General features: G+C 51.4%; 18 protein-coding genes. 11 read left to right on the forward strand and 7 right to left on the reverse strand.

Going from position 1 to position 17,524, the window contains the following annotated elements; genetic code table 11:
• The first annotated feature begins 53 nt into the window (after positions 1–53).
• From dtd to EZ315_RS04820, 6 genes are read left to right on the forward strand one after another with little or no spacing between them, the layout of a single operon-like run.
• Positions 54–506: a D-aminoacyl-tRNA deacylase gene (gene dtd / locus EZ315_RS04795; RefSeq protein ID WP_135471066.1), complete on the forward strand. Its 453-nt coding sequence runs from the start codon at positions 54–56 to the stop codon at positions 504–506.
• 3 nt (positions 507–509) lie between these two features.
• Entirely contained in the window at positions 510–875 is a 366-nt protein-coding gene (locus EZ315_RS04800; protein WP_135471067.1) for a nucleotide pyrophosphohydrolase, read from the forward strand.
• 7 nt (positions 876–882) lie between these two features.
• Positions 883–1,767, forward strand: coding sequence for a deoxyribose-phosphate aldolase (gene deoC / locus EZ315_RS04805; protein WP_135471068.1), 885 nt, complete (start codon positions 883–885; stop codon positions 1,765–1,767).
• A gap of 4 nt (positions 1,768–1,771) precedes the next feature.
• Entirely contained in the window at positions 1,772–2,266 is a 495-nt protein-coding gene (locus tag EZ315_RS04810; protein ID WP_135471069.1) for a CD225/dispanin family protein, read from the forward strand.
• Positions 2,224–2,631, forward strand: coding sequence for a DUF2752 domain-containing protein (locus tag EZ315_RS04815; RefSeq protein WP_242452507.1), 408 nt, complete (start codon positions 2,224–2,226; stop codon positions 2,629–2,631). The genes EZ315_RS04810 and EZ315_RS04815 overlap by 43 nt, the downstream gene beginning before the upstream one ends.
• An 8-nt stretch (positions 2,632–2,639) precedes the next feature.
• Positions 2,640–4,703 carry an HD family phosphohydrolase gene (locus EZ315_RS04820; RefSeq protein WP_170957467.1) on the forward strand — a complete coding sequence of 688 codons (2,064 nt, stop codon included), beginning with the start codon at positions 2,640–2,642 and terminating at the stop codon, positions 4,701–4,703.
• A 313-nt stretch (positions 4,704–5,016) separates the two neighbouring features.
• Here EZ315_RS04820 and EZ315_RS04825 read toward each other — a convergent pair whose 3' ends face one another.
• The 7 genes from EZ315_RS04825 to EZ315_RS04855 all read right to left on the reverse strand — a co-directional run bounded on the left by EZ315_RS04825 (position 5,017) and on the right by EZ315_RS04855 (position 12,360).
• Positions 5,017–6,213: a mechanosensitive ion channel family protein gene (locus tag EZ315_RS04825; RefSeq protein WP_135471071.1), complete on the reverse strand. Its 1,197-nt coding sequence runs from the start codon at positions 6,211–6,213 to the stop codon at positions 5,017–5,019.
• 18 nt (positions 6,214–6,231) lie between these two features.
• Entirely contained in the window at positions 6,232–7,704 is a 1,473-nt protein-coding gene (gene cysS / locus EZ315_RS04830; protein WP_135471072.1) for a cysteine--tRNA ligase, read from the reverse strand.
• Positions 7,705–7,708: 4 nt separating this feature from the next.
• Complete coding sequence (locus tag EZ315_RS04835) at positions 7,709–8,032, reverse strand: DUF3467 domain-containing protein (protein ID WP_135471073.1); 324 nt, start codon at positions 8,030–8,032, stop codon at positions 7,709–7,711.
• Between the two features lie 28 nt (positions 8,033–8,060).
• Positions 8,061–8,795, reverse strand: a complete 735-nt coding sequence (ubiE, locus tag EZ315_RS04840; protein WP_135471074.1) for a bifunctional demethylmenaquinone methyltransferase/2-methoxy-6-polyprenyl-1,4-benzoquinol methylase UbiE — start codon at positions 8,793–8,795, stop codon at positions 8,061–8,063.
• A gap of 45 nt (positions 8,796–8,840) precedes the next feature.
• Positions 8,841–9,794, reverse strand: a complete 954-nt coding sequence (locus tag EZ315_RS04845) for a phosphoribosylaminoimidazolesuccinocarboxamide synthase (protein ID WP_135471075.1) — start codon at positions 9,792–9,794, stop codon at positions 8,841–8,843.
• A gap of 79 nt (positions 9,795–9,873) precedes the next feature.
• Positions 9,874–11,265 (reverse strand): hypothetical protein, encoded by a 1,392-nt coding sequence (locus EZ315_RS04850; protein ID WP_135471076.1) that lies wholly within the window; start codon positions 11,263–11,265, stop codon positions 9,874–9,876.
• Between the two features lie 27 nt (positions 11,266–11,292).
• A complete protein-coding gene (locus EZ315_RS04855) occupies positions 11,293–12,360 on the reverse strand; it encodes a hypothetical protein (RefSeq protein WP_135471077.1) in 1,068 nt (355 codons plus the stop codon).
• Positions 12,361–12,465: 105 nt separating this feature from the next.
• Between EZ315_RS04855 and EZ315_RS04860 the strand changes: the two genes are divergently transcribed.
• The 5 genes from EZ315_RS04860 to EZ315_RS04880 all read left to right on the forward strand — a co-directional run bounded on the left by EZ315_RS04860 (position 12,466) and on the right by EZ315_RS04880 (position 17,402).
• A complete protein-coding gene (locus EZ315_RS04860) occupies positions 12,466–13,314 on the forward strand; it encodes a phospholipase A (protein WP_135471078.1) in 849 nt (282 codons plus the stop codon).
• 146 nt (positions 13,315–13,460) lie between these two features.
• The gene (locus EZ315_RS04865; RefSeq protein WP_135471079.1) at positions 13,461–14,252 is read left to right on the forward strand and encodes a 4-hydroxy-tetrahydrodipicolinate reductase; all 792 of its coding nucleotides are present in this window, start codon (positions 13,461–13,463) and stop codon (positions 14,250–14,252) included.
• A gap of 37 nt (positions 14,253–14,289) precedes the next feature.
• Positions 14,290–15,741 (forward strand): signal peptidase I, encoded by a 1,452-nt coding sequence (lepB, locus tag EZ315_RS04870; protein ID WP_135471080.1) that lies wholly within the window; start codon positions 14,290–14,292, stop codon positions 15,739–15,741.
• 42 nt (positions 15,742–15,783) lie between these two features.
• Positions 15,784–16,458, forward strand: a complete 675-nt coding sequence (locus EZ315_RS04875) for a WbqC family protein (protein WP_135471081.1) — start codon at positions 15,784–15,786, stop codon at positions 16,456–16,458.
• Positions 16,449–17,402 (forward strand): methylenetetrahydrofolate reductase, encoded by a 954-nt coding sequence (locus tag EZ315_RS04880; protein ID WP_135471082.1) that lies wholly within the window; start codon positions 16,449–16,451, stop codon positions 17,400–17,402. The genes EZ315_RS04875 and EZ315_RS04880 overlap by 10 nt, the downstream gene beginning before the upstream one ends.
• Positions 17,403–17,524: the final 122 nt, after the last annotated feature.

Raw genomic sequence — 17,524 nt, forward strand, 5'->3', positions numbered from 1 at the left:
TGGCACACCCTCCTCACTTTCTGCTTTTTCCACCCTTCCACTCCATTAAGATCATGAGACTCGTTATCCAGCGAGTGAGCCGAGCATCGGTCACCATAGGCACAGAGCTCCGCAGCAGTATAGGCGCGGGGCTCATGGTGCTCGTAGGGGTAGCCGAAGGTGACAATCCCGATGATGCCAGATGGCTCGCAGCAAAGACTGTGGCAATGAGGATTTTCCCTGACGACAAAGGGGTGATGAACCGCTCCGTAATTGACTGCGGCGGCGACATACTTGCCGTGAGCCAATTCACGCTCAACGCATCCACACGCAAGGGGAACCGTCCCAGCTACATACATGCGGCAGGTCACGACCTCGCCGTACCGCTCTACGAACTTTACTGCTCGGAATGCTCACGCCTTACAGGAAAAGAAACTGCAACAGGAGTATTCGGAGCCGACATGCAGGTCGAACTCATCAACGACGGACCGGTGACCATTATAATAGACTCAAAACTACGAGAATAGCACATGGCTTGCCCTACAACAGAGACTCACATATCCCCAACTCTCTCAGAGATACAGGAAATAGTGGACCAATGGATCCGCTCAACCGGCGGAGGGTATTTCTCACCGCTCACAAATGCCGTCATACTCGCAGAGGAGACCGGAGAAGTGGCGCGCGTAATGGCCCGGAAATATGGCGACCAAAAAGCAAAGCCGGGAGACAAGAGCAATCTTGCCGACGAGCTTGCCGATCTGCTTTGGGTGCTCACGGCAATAGCCAATCAGACAGGCATCAGCCTCACAGAAGCCTTTGCCGCCAATATCGCCAAAAAGAATACCAGGGACAGCCAACGATTCAAGGGTACAGAGCGTTTAACAATTGAAAAATAATTGAATTATGGATAAATATAATCAGGCTATAGCTGAATCACAGGTAATCACCGACGACACTCTTGTCGCCGCTAAAGTCAACGAGATCCTTGAGAAACATCTTGAGGAGAACCGCAAGCCGGAAGTGCTGCGCCACCTCTTCAACACCATCGATCTCACCACGCTGAAATCAACTGACTCGCAGCAGTCCGTAGCCGACTTTACCGAGAGAGTGAACGCCTTTGAAGAGGAGCACGGAGATCTCCCCAATGTCGCCGCGATATGCGTATACCCCAACTTTGTGCCCATTGTTCGCACTGTGCTGGACGTCAGTTCGGTCGATATTGCAGCCGTAGCAGGATGCTTCCCCTCAGCTCAAAGCTTCATAGAGGTGAAAGTTGCAGAAATCGCACTCGCTGTCGAGGCAGGAGCCGACGAAATAGATATCGTATTCCCCATGGGAGATTACTACGACAAGGACTACGAGGAGGTCGCTGACCAGATATCAGAAATGAAACATGCTTGCCGCGAATCTCTTCTAAAAGTCATCCTTGAGACAGGAGCATTGAAAAACGCTCTCGACATACGCAACGCATCAGTGCTGAGCCTATACTCCGGAGCTGACTTCCTAAAGACATCCACAGGCAAGGAATATCCAGGAGCATCACTCGAAGCCGCCTACGTAATGTGCCAGTGTATTAAGGAATACTATGCAAAGACACAGCGTATGGTAGGCTTCAAGGTTGCCGGAGGCGTATCCACAACCGATGATGCCCTCAAATACTACACCATAGTCAAGGAAGTGCTCGGAGAGAAGTGGGCCGACACCAACGAATATTTCCGTATCGGAGCATCACGCCTTGCCAACAATCTCCTGACCGATATCCTCGGAAAAGAGACTAAATTCTTTTAATTAAATGAAATACTGGATCATCATCAATGACACCCGTCTGGGTCCGATGGATCTGGAGCAACTCATCGCCACACCGGGATTCGGTCCTGAATCCCCGGTGTGGAGGGAGGGGCTTCCCGATTGGGTATCGGCACGCAATCTGCCGGAACTTGCAGACAGGTTCACGCAGCCGGTGCAGCATGCCTACAATCAGTTCAGACAACAGCAACAATACTGGCAACAGCCCACATACGCTCCGGGGATGCCTCAACCGGCACCACAGGAACCTATGCCGTCCACTTATCTGGCATGGGCCATCCTCTCCACCATATGCTGCTGCATCCCGACTGGCGTCATAGCCATAATATACGCCTCCCGGGTAAGCCCGCTATACATACGAGGCGACATATATGGGTCGCGCAGAGCTTCCGAAAAGGCAGCACTGTGGACGATAATATCTTTCGTTGCAGGATTGATATGGACCCCATTCTCCATTATATGGTCGCTCCTGACAATGTGAGAAACCGCATACTCTTAGTCCTTGCCATAACGGCGGCACTTGCAGCAGGCACCGCCTATTATCTCATAGAGCCAAGCTCAGGCTTATATCCCCGGTGCATGTTCCACCAACTCACCGGACTTTACTGTCCGGGGTGCGGATCACAGCGTGCCATACATGCCATGCTCCACGGAAACTGGTCTCAGGCATGGAGCTACAACGCTATCCTTCCTTTTGAGATAGTGTTCGTAGCCATAATCGCTGTGGCATGGCGACTCCGCGACAGATATCCGCGACTGCACGGAATCCTGAACTCAAGGATTGTGATAATATCATTTCTCATCACCATAATAGGCTGGACCATCATACGCAATATACAATTCTAAAGGATTATATGAACTCTCTTACCAGGCGAAAACTCTCTCTGCGCGCACTGCTGTTTGTTGCGGCAGTGACACTTATAGTATATTTTCTTCCCCGGACCGACAAGAACCATTTCATCTATGAGGTGAACCGTCCATGGAGCTACGCACTGCTCACAGCCCCATTCGACATACCGGTGCATCTCGACTCGGCGAGCGTGGCTCTGCTAAAGGACAGCATAGACACTAATTTCGAACCGGTATACGTACGTGACCTTGCTGCCGAAAAAACCCTCATCTCCGACTACACTCTGCGCCTGAACTCTACACAGGGACTGAACATTACCCCTGCACAGAGGAATCAGATAATCAAAGCCATACGCGACATCTACGACAACGGCATCGTGGACCGCGACACATATCAACGTATCTCGGGAGGCAACCTACCGGCTGTAAGATTCGTCCACGACAATGTGGCGATCTCCATGCCCACTCACAACTATCTGTCAGCCTTCCGGGCATACGAACATCTCGACAGCACCCTGCGCGACCGGGACGTGAGGGTGGCCCTCACAGCTACACGCCTGTCCGATATGCTGCAACCCAACATATATCTCGACACCGTGACCACCAAACGTCTGCTTGAGGAGGCATATCAGAAGGCAATGGCACCGGTGGGTGTTATACAGCAGGGTGAACGCATCATCGACAAGGGGGATATCGTAAATATCCGCCTCGCTACAATCCTTGACACCTATGAGGAGATGATCGAGGACCGTGGAGACGGAAAGATCTCACAGAACCACTACCCCATGGCGGGGCAGATACTCTACATGGTGATAATATTCTGTGCCATATACGCCTATCTCTACTTCTTCCGTCCCGACTATTTCGATGACGACCGCACAGTGGTGTTCCTCATATCGCTCATCACCATCTTCACCCTCTTCTCGTTTGCAATGCAGGCAACATTCAGGTCGGGACTATACATATCGCCATTCACCATAGTCCCCATACTTGTGCTGGTGTTCCTTGACTCCCGCACAGCCTACTTCACACACCTTATTGTGGTACTTGCCTGCGTCATCATCTCGGCATATCCACTTGAGTTCGTGTTCCTACAGTTCATAGCCGGCATAGTTGCCATAGACTCGCTCAAGGACCTGTCACGCCGCAGCCAGCTGATACGCACGGCAGCATTCATATTCGTGGCATATTCCCTATGCTATATCTCCATAGAAGTCATGCAGACAGGCTCATTCTCAAAGCTCCAGGGACGCACATTCGGCTGCTTCGGGATAAATGCCATACTCATATCATTCAGCTATGTGCTTATGTTCCTGGCTGAGAGAGTTTTCGGATTCACATCACGCGTGACGCTCGTAGAGCTTGCCGACACCAACAACCCTCTGCTCCGCGAACTGTCCGAAGAATGCCCCGGCACCTTCAATCACTCAATGTCCGTGAGCAACCTCGCATCGGCCGCCGCTCAAGCCATAGGGGCAAACGTACAGATGGTACGTACAGGCGCACTGTACCACGACATAGGCAAGATCAAGAATCCGGCATTCTTCACCGAGAACCAGCACGGCATAAACCCTCACGACGCCCTTGACCCCATACAGAGTGCAAGAGTGGTGACCGGACATGTGCGCGACGGACTAATGATGGCTGAGAAGGCAAAACTTCCTGACAAGATACGCGATTTCATAGTGGAACATCACGGCGCAGGAAAAGCCAAATACTTCTACAACACATACTGCAACACACACGAAGGGGAAAATGTAGATGCCGCCCCCTTCACTTATCCAGGACCAAACCCTCAGAGCCGCGAGACATCCCTGCTGATGATGGCCGATGCCGTGGAAGCAGCATCCCGGTCAATGAGGGAGCATACCCCTGAAGCGATATCCGCATTGGTCAACAAGATCATAGACAGCCAGATCGCAGATGGGCTTCACAATGAATCGCCACTATCATTCCGCGACGTGCAGGCTGTCAAGGAGTCCTTCATACAGCGGCTGCGCACAATGTATCATTCCAGAATCTCATATCCGGAACTTAAAAAGAATATGGAGCAGCAGAAGTCGGAATAACATCACACCTCCGCGCTCCATTATGTCCTTGAAACAATTACTTTTGCCAACTTATCACATCATGTAACCGCATTTTTCAAATAGCAATATTATTTTGCAAATTAATAGCAAAATGTTTTGCGGATTCGCAAGTATTTAATAAATTTGCAGAAATGATTAATATTTGAAATTACAGCTTAACATTGATGATTGGATATTAAATCTTATCCACACACTCTTTTTAAAACTCCTGCAAGCCGAGCGGCCCCGCGGGAGTTTTTTCATAAATACACGATGGTTAATGCTGAATAAACCGGGCTGAAATGCCCGACAATCATTGCCTGACTGACCTGACATCAAGACCTGACGGCGACTGATAGATACGAAGACCGAACCTCTGCACAGAAGCTATCACATGGTCCATAATCTCAGCCTGGAAGTGCTCATACGGCTTCCACGATGTCAGAGAGGTGAACAGATAGAGATCAAGAGGTATCCCATGAGGTGTAGGCTGCAACTCACGCACCATATACAGCATATCATCACCGGTCTTTAGCTGTGGGAGCTGCGAGATGTAGTGCTCCAGATAACGTCGATAAAGCGTAAGATTGACATACGGACCTCCGGCATCAAGACCATACCCCCAGGGCTCTTTGCGGAATTCCTCAATCTGTTCAGGCGTACAGAATGTCACTGAGTTGACATCGATTGTGACAGACCGGTTGATACGCCGGCCTTTTGAATCGGACATCCCGCGCCAGTTCTGAAACGACTCCGTGACAAGTGAGTAAGGAGGCACGGTGACAATCGTCATATCAAAGTTCTGCACCTTTACAGTAGTAAGTCCCACTTCGAGCACAGTGCCGTTTACATTGCGGGCAGGCACGGTGATCCAGTCGCCCGGACGGAGCATGTCATTAAGAGTGAGCTGCACGCCTGCCACAACCCCCATTATAGAGTCCTTGAACACCAGCATGAGCACCGTAGCGGCAGCCCCAAGCCCGGTTATCACCGTAAGAGGGTTCTTTTCTGCAAGTATGGAGATAACGATTATGACACCCACGGACACCGATATGACCTGAAGCATCTGACGGATACCCTTCAGTGAGGTCACCCTGCTTGAAGAATTAGCCTCAAGAAGATTGTAAAGAGCAAGGATGAAACGGTTGACAAGATGCACCGCCACTGCTACAAGCAGCACACGGCACGCAACGGAAACAATGCCTCTGACAGCCTCATAATACACAAGTGCCGGAGGCAGCGTGGTCTGCATAAGAATCACCACCAAAAGCTCCGCCACAACACGCAACAGCCGCGGATTGAGAAGTATATCGTCCCACTTGGCAGAAGTGAAGTTAGTGAACTTCTCAACTACAGGTATCAGATAATGCGTAAGCAGCCAGAACAGCAGCCACGCCACAAAAAGCGCGCATGCCACTACCATGCATGTGGAAAGCAGGTGTAGCATGTCGCCTGCCACTCCGGCTTCACGGAGCAGCGTTGTGGCAATATCAATAAAATATACCTCCATTCAGAGAGACCTGAGGCATTATTTAACTGACCATTCGGCACCGTCCTTGGTGTCCTTGATTACGAATCCGGCTTCGGCAAGACGGTCACGTATAAGGTCGCTTGTGGTCCAGTCCTTGGCACCCTTGGCTTTCGCACGGATGTCAAGTATGAGTTCCATAGCCTTCTCGAAGGGCTTCATGGCATCGGCATTGTCAGCACCGCCGACAATTTCAGGACGTATGCCCAGAATATCGACAAGGAATGTATCAAAGACGGATTTCAACTCGTCTATGTCCTCCTGCGTGGCAGTAGCCTTGCCATCCTTGACCGAGTTTACGAGCCGTAGGGCATCAAAGAGATGGGCTATCACTACAGGGGTGTTCATATCATCGTCAAGAGCCTCGTAGCACTTCTCACGTATCCCCTTCACATCAATTGTCGATGATTCTGAGGGTGTGAGCTCCTGCAAGCGACGATACCCTTCCTGTATACGTCCGAGGGCCTTCTCCGATGCCTGTAATGCCTCGTTGGAGAAATCGACAGTGCCGCGGTAATGAGCCTGAAGGATGAAGAAACGGATGGTCATCGGGCTGTAAGGCTGAGTGAGAAGCGGATGCGAACCGCTGAAGAACTCGTCGAGCGTTATGAAATTGCCCAGCGACTTACCCATCTTCTTGCCGTTGATAGTGATCATGTTATTGTGCATCCAATAATTCACGGCCTCCTGACCATTGTGAGCCATCGACTGGGCGATCTCACACTCATGATGAGGGAACATCAGGTCCATTCCGCCGCCATGTATATCGAATGTCTCTCCGAGGTATTTCTCACCCATTGCGGAACACTCAAGATGCCATCCAGGGAACCCCTCGCTCCAAGGCGATGGCCAATGCATGATATGCTCCGGAGAAGCTTTCTTCCACAGAGCGAAGTCAGCAGGATTGCGCTTCTGCTCCTGACCGTCCAGCGTTCGCGTGGTGGCGAGAAGTTCGTCGATATTGCGCCCGGAGAGCTTACCGTAACGATGATCCCTGTTATACTTCGGCACATCGAAATACACCGATCCGTCCGAGATATAGGCATATCCGCTGTCAAGGATTCTCTTGACGTACTCGATCTGCTCTATTATATGCCCGGATGCATGAGGCTCGATTGACGGAGGAAGCACATTGAGAGCCTCCATAGCCTTATGGTAACGTGTCAGATAGTGCTGGACCACCTCCATCGGCTCAAGCTGCTCAAGGCGTGCTTTCTTGGCTATCTTATCCTCGCCGTCGTCAGCGTCATGCTCAAGGTGGCCCACATCAGTGATGTTACGCACATAGCGCACCTTGTATCCGAGATGGCTCAGATAACGGAAAAGCACATCAAATGTGATGGCAGGGCGCGCATGCCCCAGATGTCCGTCACCATATACGGTGGGACCGCACACATACATGCCCACACGCCCCTCGTGAATAGGCTTGAAAGGCTGCTTTGTACGTGTAAGGGTATTGTAGATATTCAGCATACTGTCAGGCTTTGCCACCCATTATGAATGGATTGGGGATCTCTCCGTTGTTACCTCCGTTGTTGACAGGGCGTTTGGGAAGGATCGGACCGAATGTGCTCTCGTACTTCTTGACATTCTCCATAAGCGCGCCCAGAAGGTTCTTGGCGTTCTCAGGGCTCATGATGATGCGGCTCTGCACCTTGGCGCCCGGCATGTTAGGAGCCATGGTGATAAAGTCGATGAAGAACTCGTTGGCACCATGAGTGATGACTGCGAGATTGGAATATATACCTTTGGCCACCTCCGGGGTAAGCTCTATCTTGATTTCCTGTTGCTGGTTGTCCATGATTATATTTTATAATTTATTTTTCTGATTATTTTTTCGCGACATATATGGTGCATGTCCCGAACGTAAGAGATATCGCACGTGCCGACGAGAAACCTGCTTCAAGCATTATAGCTGTCATGTCGTCACCCTGCGGCACTGCTGCAATGGACTCCGGAAGATAGCTGTAAGCTCTGACATCCTTCGACACCAGGCGTCCCACTGCGGGTATTACATGGCGTGTGTAGATATCGTAAAGAGGCCTTACCGCACGCGAACGAGGAGTCGACAGTTCAAGTATCACAGCTGTACCTCCAGGGCGCAACACCCTGTGCATCTCGCGATACCCTCCGGACAGATCGGCAAAATTACGCACGCCATAAGCACACGTCACTGCATCAAACGAGCCGTCGGTAAACGGCAAAAGCAGACAATCCCCTATCCCGAGGGTGACAATCTCCTGCAAGCCCTCCTTCTCCACCTTCCGGCGGCCGATCTCCACCATACCCTCCGACAGATCCACCCCTGTAACAGAGATAGGATCCAGCTCCCGGGCGAGCCTGATAGCAAGATCACCTGTGCCGGTGGCAATATCGAGAATATCATCATGCGGCTCCTCTTTGAGGAGCTTTACTGCCCGCGAACGCCACATGCGGTCAATGCCGAGAGTCATCGCCCGGTTCATAAAATCATAAGCCGGGGCAATGGAATCAAACATCTCGCGCACCTGCCGGGCCTTGTCGCCCGAGCCTTCGCCATAAGGGGTGATATTCTCGACCTGCATTCTGTCTCAGAAAGTTAATAGCGTGTATGGGAGGGACCGGGAATATCAAGGGTTCAGACGGTTGAGGCAATCAAGGACATTAGCGGCGATACGCTCGTCGAGATGCTCTTCGGGTGCTTTCTCGAACTTCTTGCCTGTGATGTGCTCATACAGCTCGATGTAACGCTCGGAAACCTCCTCACAGAAAGCATCGGTCATCTCGGGCACCTGCTGCCCCTCCTTGCCCATGAAGCCGTTAGCCATAAGCCACTCGCGCACAAATTCCTTTGAAAGCTGTTTCTGGGGCTCGCCTTTGGCAAGACGCTCCTCATAACCTTCGGCATAGAAATAACGAGAGGAATCGGGAGTATGGATCTCGTCAATGAGTATCACTTTGCCGTCTCGCAGGCCGAACTCGTACTTGGTATCGACGAGGATAAGCCCCTTCTCGGCAGCCATCTCTGACCCTTTCTTAAAGAGAGCGCGTGTGTAGGCAGCCATTGTGTCAAACTGCTCGGCAGTGACGATACCCTGAGCGATAGCCTCTTCGCGAGAGATGTTCTCATCGTGTCCTGCATCAGCTTTAGTGGTGGGGGTGATTATAGGCTCGGGGAAACGCTGGTTCTCCACCATACCCTCAGGAAGTTTCACTCCGCAAAGTTCACGCATGCCGGCCTTGTACTCACGCCATGCGCTTCCGGCGAGATAGCCTCGTATGATCATCTCCAGGCGAAGACCTTCGCAACGGTAGCCAACAGTGACCATAGGGTCGGGCACAGCGATCTTCCAGTTGGGGACAAGATCGGCTGTAGCATCGAGCATCGAAGCGGCTATCTGATTAAGTGCCTGCCCCTTGTAAGGTATACCCTTGGGAAGAATCACATCAAATGCCGAGATGCGGTCGGTAGCGACCATCACGAGAAGATCGTCACCAATAGAATAGACGTCACGTACTTTTCCATGATATACAGCCGTCTGACCGGGGAAATTAAAGTCGGTGTTAACCAGTGTAGTTGCCATAATTTATACCGTAAAATAATTATATGGCAAAATTAGTAATATAATTCAATTTTCGCAAGCAAAAGTTAAGTCTTAAAGGCTACTCGGGGCTATTCTGATACGCTCCGGGGCGAGGAGCGGGGAAGCGCGGGCAGCCCCAATAGTCAACGGCGGCATCCGGAAGCGTCAGTGATGCATCGGCATGGCTTAGAGCCGGAGACACGTCAGCCAGACGATAATCGAATATATATTCCTCTCTCACAACGGCATACATCGGATCTGTGTCCCACATGCAATTGACGAAATTCTCGTCATCCCTGCCAGCGCTTTTCATCACACACGATCGCAACACGACGTCCGTACCCGAAAGATCCCCTACAGAGAAATCGGTGCCGAGCCCATACAGGATGCTATTCGTGATCGAAGCCTTGAGATACGGCAACCCCGATGAGTCGTCGCTACCCGGACTGTAGTGATATATCTGCACCACAGGCCCGCGCGGAGCTGTGAAAAGATAATAATTGGCAAATGTGCAATGGTTAGCCTCAATCACCCCTCCGGTCGCAGACAATGCTCCTAACGACGCATCCGCCACCTCACATCCCACGAGCCTGACCCCGGCATGGCGCGCAGAAAGCGCATAACCTGCTGAATTTCGTATACGGCAATTAAGGAAATCGGCTTCGGCAAGAGAATCGACCAGCACTCCCCCGACAGTGTTGCGCACAATGGTATGCGACAGCCGGTTTCCAGAGCTTTCGGGAGCGATATGAAGTCCGTCCCATTGCGAAGCCATAAGATCAAACGGTATGCCCCCGACCACATTGCCCATACGGTCACCTGCCATCTCGACCCACGCCCCGGGGACACCCTCCGTGACAAGCGAGCCATAGACACGCATATAGGACTTGTCATGGAAACAAAGCTTCGTGCCGGGCAATAACCGCAGTGTGGCTCCGTGAGCCACCACCAACGAATCGAAAATCTGATAAGGATATGTGGCATCCCACGTCTCATCCGACACCACCTCTACCCCATTCTTACGCACCACATCCTGCCCTGACGCCTTAAGCACCACTGTTGATGTCACGCCATTGGTGACAAAATCGACATGCCCCTCCACCGTGACAGGCCTGGGATCGGAATTAGCAGGGAGCATTGCATCGACAAACACATAAATCGAGTCGCCTGGACGGATCTGAACATCATGAAACTCAACTCCTGCATAACCGTCCACATTAACACGGAACAGACCGGAAGATTCTCCGCGCAAAGAGATATCACTTATATTCAGCACCTTGCCACAACGGTTATACACCATAAATCGGCTTGTAGGGGTAAGCTGTCCTGTAAAATAATGACCCATATCGAGGGTGTCAACCGAAAATACAGGCTGAGAGGAGGGCGAACTGTCAATACCGTCCTCGATACAGGATGAGGATAGGGACAATATGAGAATTACGGCGATTGCCGCGAACGACGTCTTGACCATACCCTAACAACGTGAAAAACACGTTGATTATTGCGGCATGACAGACACAGAATCCTGTCTTACAGAATCCTTGACGGCGTTCAGTCCGAAACGTGAGCGAAGCAGTGTGTCGGCTCTATGGAATGACGAACCGCGGTAGCACTGACGCCCCACACTGTCAGCAACAACATAGAACGGCGTGCGAGGCACCGCAAGACGACGGATATGAAGCGAGGAGGGCCCTCCGGGCAACCATCCCTGATGCCATGTGGAGCTGTCATTGTCAACCATTCTGTGCCACATGGACGAGTCGGGTGCCAACGAGATCTCTATCAGCTGGAACTGACGTTTCGTAAGGGTGTCACGCAGCTCTCTTAAACGACGGCTTATACTGTCGGGGGTACGCTTGTCGTTGAACACGAGGAGGGCATAGCTCTGCATGCCGGGCGAATACCTTATGATAGAGCCTTTGCCATTGTATATGGTGAAAGGCTTGACCTCACCACGCGCCGAGGTCGACACCTGGTCACCTATCGGAGAGGCAAACGACCTCACCACCAGGAACGGACGCGCCTCAGGCGATATCTCGTTCAGAAGAGAGTCGGCGAGCATCTCATATCCGTTAGGGCGGAAACGTGTCACCATAAGCATTGCCGACATCATGCTTGACGGATTGCTGCGCACTGCGTCCGCTATCATACTGTTGACCTCGGCATCGTCACCATGGGTGAGAACTGAATCATGCTCCACCACATAAGCCGTGTAATCGCGCGAAGCATCCTGTCCTGTGATAGTAAGTGTAGAGGGATCATCAAGTTTCATCTTGACATCCAGATGATCACCGTTGCACGCCACACATGTGAACAGCAGACTTCCATCAATCGTATAGACCTCCACAAGAGTGGGCTGGACCGATGACGCACGCATATCCACCTTGCCGTCAACAGGATGAAATGACAATCGCGATATACCGCTCCGTGTCACATACACCATCTCCAGTCCGCGGGTTCCGAGCCCCTTGATGTCGCACCGGATGACAAACTCCTCTTCACTGCCGCATGCCACAGTCAAAAACAGTACGCACAATAGTGCAAGTATGCTGAATAGTTTTCTCATTGCGTTCAAAAATAGCTGTTTCAGGGACAAAATTAGGCAAAATTTCTGCTAATAGCCAACATATTTAGAGTAAATCCTTAAATTTGTACCCTTAAAGCTTCAATCATGCGATTCATCACCATACTGCTTATCATTTTCGCCATATCCGTGCCCGATATGCGCGGACAGATAGTCAACATAACCCCTGAGGGGGAGACTGGCACTGTCAATTCCGACAGCATACGCCAAGCCTTTGACTCAGGACCGTTCTTCGGTCTATACAAGGACAACTATTTCATATTCGGGCCACCTGTCGGGCAGAAGATCAGGAAAGACAACACAAACATAAAATTCCAGATATCCATAGCCCAGCGACTCACCAAGACCACTCTGCCGGGAGGCACCTATCTATTCCTGTTCTACACGCAGAAATGCTTCTGGAATGTGCTTGAGAATTCGATGCCTATGACCGACCTCAACTTCAACCCCGGCATAGGTCTTACCAAGCCGCTGTTTGTACGCAACCGCTTCGTAGGCAAAATCAATTTCATCCTTGAGCATGAATCCAACGGACGTGACGGCACAGCATCCCGCTCCTGGAACCGCATATCGCTCGGAGGCAACATAATGATCGGGCCGCAGCTGATAGTCCACGGCAAGTTCTGGATACCTATCATCGACGGAATGGAGAACAAGGACATTCTTGATTACTGCGGCATCTATCAGGTAGGCACCCAGTTCTACACCCCCAACGAACGGTTCGGAGTGGCAGTGACATTGGTGAAACGCAAAGGCTGGGAACTAAACTACAACACTATTGTGGAACTGAACTACCGGCTTTTCAAGCGTGACAACCAGTACCTTTTCGTCCAATACTACAACGGCTACGGCGAAGGCCTCCTTGACTACAAACAGTACCACTCCAACATCCGCATCGGCCTCGGCATAAAACCGAGACTGTTCAGCGACTACTGACAAGCCGCTCCGGTACCGATACACACAATCCACCATGCGCGGCAGAACTTCGTCATAAAAACAATCAGAAAATTGTTGATAATAGTTGTTAATCGTAGCGGCACATCCCCGATTGTTTGACAAATTTTAGTTAACTTTGCGGTGTTATGAGAATAGCTATTATAGGATATGGTAAAATGGGTCACGCCATCGAGCGCATCGCTCTTGAGCGCGGCCACGAGATCGTGTCGGTGATTGATGCCGGCAATACCGACAGCTTTGACTCGGAGGAATTCGCCTCGGCTGAAGCAGCCATAGAGTTCACCACCCCCTCCACCGCCCCTGCCAACATAATGCGTGCGGCATCCAAAGGGGTCCCGGTGGTATGCGGTTCCACCGGATGGGCCGAACGCCGCGCCGAAGTGGAGAAAGCAGTCCTTGACGCAGGCGGAGCACTCCTTGCCTCAAGCAACTTCAGCATAGGGGTCCATGTGTTCAACAACATCTCCCGCCGTCTTGCCCACATAATGGGTAAACTCCCGCAGTACACCCCCCATCTTGCCGAGACACATCATATCCACAAACTCGACCATCCCTCAGGGACAGCAATCACCATAGCCGAAGGGATCATCGATGAATGCCCCAGAATATCAGGATGGGAGGATGAAGGCATACTGTGGATGAACGCCACCGAGCAGGAACAGGAAAAAATGACCGCCGACATAGCCCGACGCGCCAAAGAGATTCCGTCGGACAAACTGCCGGTGCTTGCACTGCGTAAGGATGAGGTGCCGGGGATACATGTGGTGTCATGGGAATCGCCAGTCGACGCCATCACCATCACCCACTCAGCCAAGTCACGCGACGGATTCGCACTCGGAGCCGTAATGGCAGCCGAATGGATCGCTTCCCGCAAAGGGATCTACACCATTGACCAAATGATGGACGACATACTTTAAGAGTCTATCGTACAATAAAGTACGCTTAAATACAAATATGGATAAAAATCAACTTGCAGCCGACTTCAAGCGACGTGTCAGGGACAATTCACGGACACGCTGGATACGCTTCGGCATTGTGTCACTCATATTTTTCCTATGGGTAGCCTGGCTGGGCAACTGGTGGGTAGCCCTGGCATGGATACTTCTATTCGATATCTACATCACCGGATATATACCTTTCACCTGGTGGAAGAAGAGCAAGAGTGCGGCTGTGAGAAGTGTGATGAGCTGGGTAGATGCAATAGTATATGCCCTGATTCTTGTGTACTTCGTGTTCACATTCATAGGGCAGAATTATCAGATACCTTCATCATCACTTGAAAAATCCCTTCTTGTAGGCGACTATCTTTGGGTCAACAAGATGGCTTACGGTCCGCGCGTGCCCAACACACCGGTCCATTTTCCGCTTGTGCAGAACACATTCCCTATCATCAACACCAAGAGCTACCTCGACTCTCCACAATGGAAATACCACCGTCTCAAAGGGCTTGGCAACGTTAAGCGCGGCGACATCGTAGTGTTCAACTTCCCTGCCGGCGACACTGTGGCTCTCAAAGTGCAGAACCCAGACTACTACACCCTCTGCAAAATGTACGGAAAGGACAATGTACACGCAAATCCGCAGACATTCGGCGAGATAATCTATCGTCCGGTTGACCGCCGCGAGAACTATGTGAAACGAGCCGTAGGGCTTCCGGGGGAGCGAATCAAGATTGTCGACGGTGTGATATACATCAACGGCAAAGCCATCGCGCAGCCCGATAATGTACAGTTCAATTATTACTATCAGCTCAAACCAGGGGCCACCCCTGCTGAGATATGGGAAGATTTAGGCATCTCAGCCGACGACCGTCACGAGGTGCCGGTAACACCCGAGGACACCGAAGCCCTCGCAAGCCTCGGATTTATGGTGAATCCCGACGGCTCCGTTCCAGCCGTATACGTATCGCCACTCACCCCTGCCATGGTGAAGTCTCTTGAGGAGAATCCTCTGACAGCAAAGGTAATGAAAGTACCCGCCAACCATGGAGAGGTGCTGTATCCCTCGGGGGTTGCCGATTCATGGACCCGCGCCGATTACGGAGAGCTCTGGATACCGGCAAAGGGGACAGCCCTCCGGCTTACTCCCGAAGCCTGGGACAGATATGCCCGAGTGATACGCGACTACGAAGGGAACCATGACGCCACCATGCGCGACGGCAAGGTATATATAGGGGGAGAACCTGTCGACTACTACACTTTCAAGATGGACTATTACTTCATGATGGGTGACAACCGAGATAATTCACTTGACTCCCGCTATTGGGGTTTCGTGCCTGAGGACCATATCGTAGGACGCCCTGAGAAAGTGCTGATATCGTTCGACAAGGACCGTTCTCTCTTCAACGGCGGCATACGCTGGGACCGCATACTACGTGACGCAAATCCTGATAAAGTAAAATATTAATCCGGCATACTAATCCCGGGAATCCCTCAGGAAAATCAAGACATGCGCCCTGTAATATATCCAGACAGCCATATACAACTCCCGCCACGATTATGTGGCGGCATAATGGATTATGTACATGCTTGGGCATACAGATGGTCTGACATGGACTGGACCGGACAGTTCGACAAGCGCGACAAAGGTACCCACCGCTTCACTATAGCGGACGTCAGAGGCACATTGCAGCTCACAGTCCCCATTGCCAAACCGTCAACAAGCCGTTGCCGGTGGGATGAGGTGAGAATATCGACCCATGGAGCATGGTGGGACGTACATCGGGTGGCACTCGAAAGCGCGTATGGACGTACCCCCTACTTCGAATTCTACATCGACCGTTTCCTACCAATGCTCACCACAGGAGTGGATGACCGCTTCCCCCTGCTTCACACTCTCGCAAAAGCCTGGGACCACGAGATCCGCGACATACTCGGAATGGCTGTCTGCAATACGGAATCCCCGACCGAAGGACCGATTCGGGAAGACCACCCCGGACACAATATCCCCGACATCACCGCCGACAACCTGCTCCCCTACCGCCAGGTCAGACAGGACAAACTCGGATTCCTTGGAGGACTCTCAATCCTCGATCTCATATTCAATCTCGGACCCGAGGCTCAGATATACCTCAACAACGCAGCCAAAAAGGCGTACAAACAAGACACATGCCAATGCGAGTAATAGACCAACTCAAAGCCACACAAGGGCACACTGCATTCTCATTCGAGATACTGCCACCGCTTAAAGGCAACGACATCACACGTGTATACAGCATTATCGACAAGCTCCGCGAATTCGATCCCAAGTACATCAACATAACCTCCCACCACAGCGAGGTCCAGTATCAGGAGATGCCCGACGGATCCTACATCAAGAAAAAGATACGCAAACGTCCCGGCTCGGTGGCGATAGCATCAGCGATACAGAATAAATACGGCATAACCGCAGTGCCGCATATCATATGCAAAGGTTTCACACGCGATGAAACCGAATATGCCCTCATAGATCTTAACTTTCTCGGTGTGCACGACCTCCTGCTCCTGCAAGGCGACGCGAAAGGACCGGACAAATCAGCCGATCCGACAAAAATAAATCAGCACGCCACCGATCTGCAACAGCAGGTCAATGACTTCAACCGCGGGATATATGCCGATGGTGAGACATTCGAGGCAAATGCCACGCCATTCAGCTACGGCATGGCATGCTACCCCGAGAAACACGAGTCCGCACCAAACATGGAAAGCGACATACGGTATGCTCGCATGAAAGTAGAGCAGGGAGCATCCTATCTGGTGACCCAGATGTTCTTCGACAATCAAAAATACTACGACTTCGTGACTCGATGCCGTGCAGAAGGCATCACCGTACCCATAATTCCAGGCATAAAGCCCATAGTGCTCAGAAATCAGCTGAATGTGCTCCCGAGAGTGTTCCGCACCGACATCCCAGAACCTTTCGCCATAGAGCTTGCCCGATGCTCAACCGACGAGCAAGCCAAAGAGACAGGAATAGAATGGAGCATCGCCCAATGCCGTGATCTCATAGCCCACGGAGTTCCATCCATCCACTTCTATACGCTTATGGCAACCGACTCAGTGCGCCGTATTGCCAAAGAAATATACTAAAACACACCGGAGCCCAAAGAGGCTCCTCACCAAAAGTGCCATCAGGCAGCATACATGGTTTATGTCTGCCAAACCGCCCCAAAAGCAGCAAAAGTTTCTAAACAATTGCCTGTTTTCGCAAT

The organism is Duncaniella freteri (assembly GCF_004766125.1).
Classification (GTDB): domain Bacteria; phylum Bacteroidota; class Bacteroidia; order Bacteroidales; family Muribaculaceae; genus Duncaniella; species Duncaniella freteri.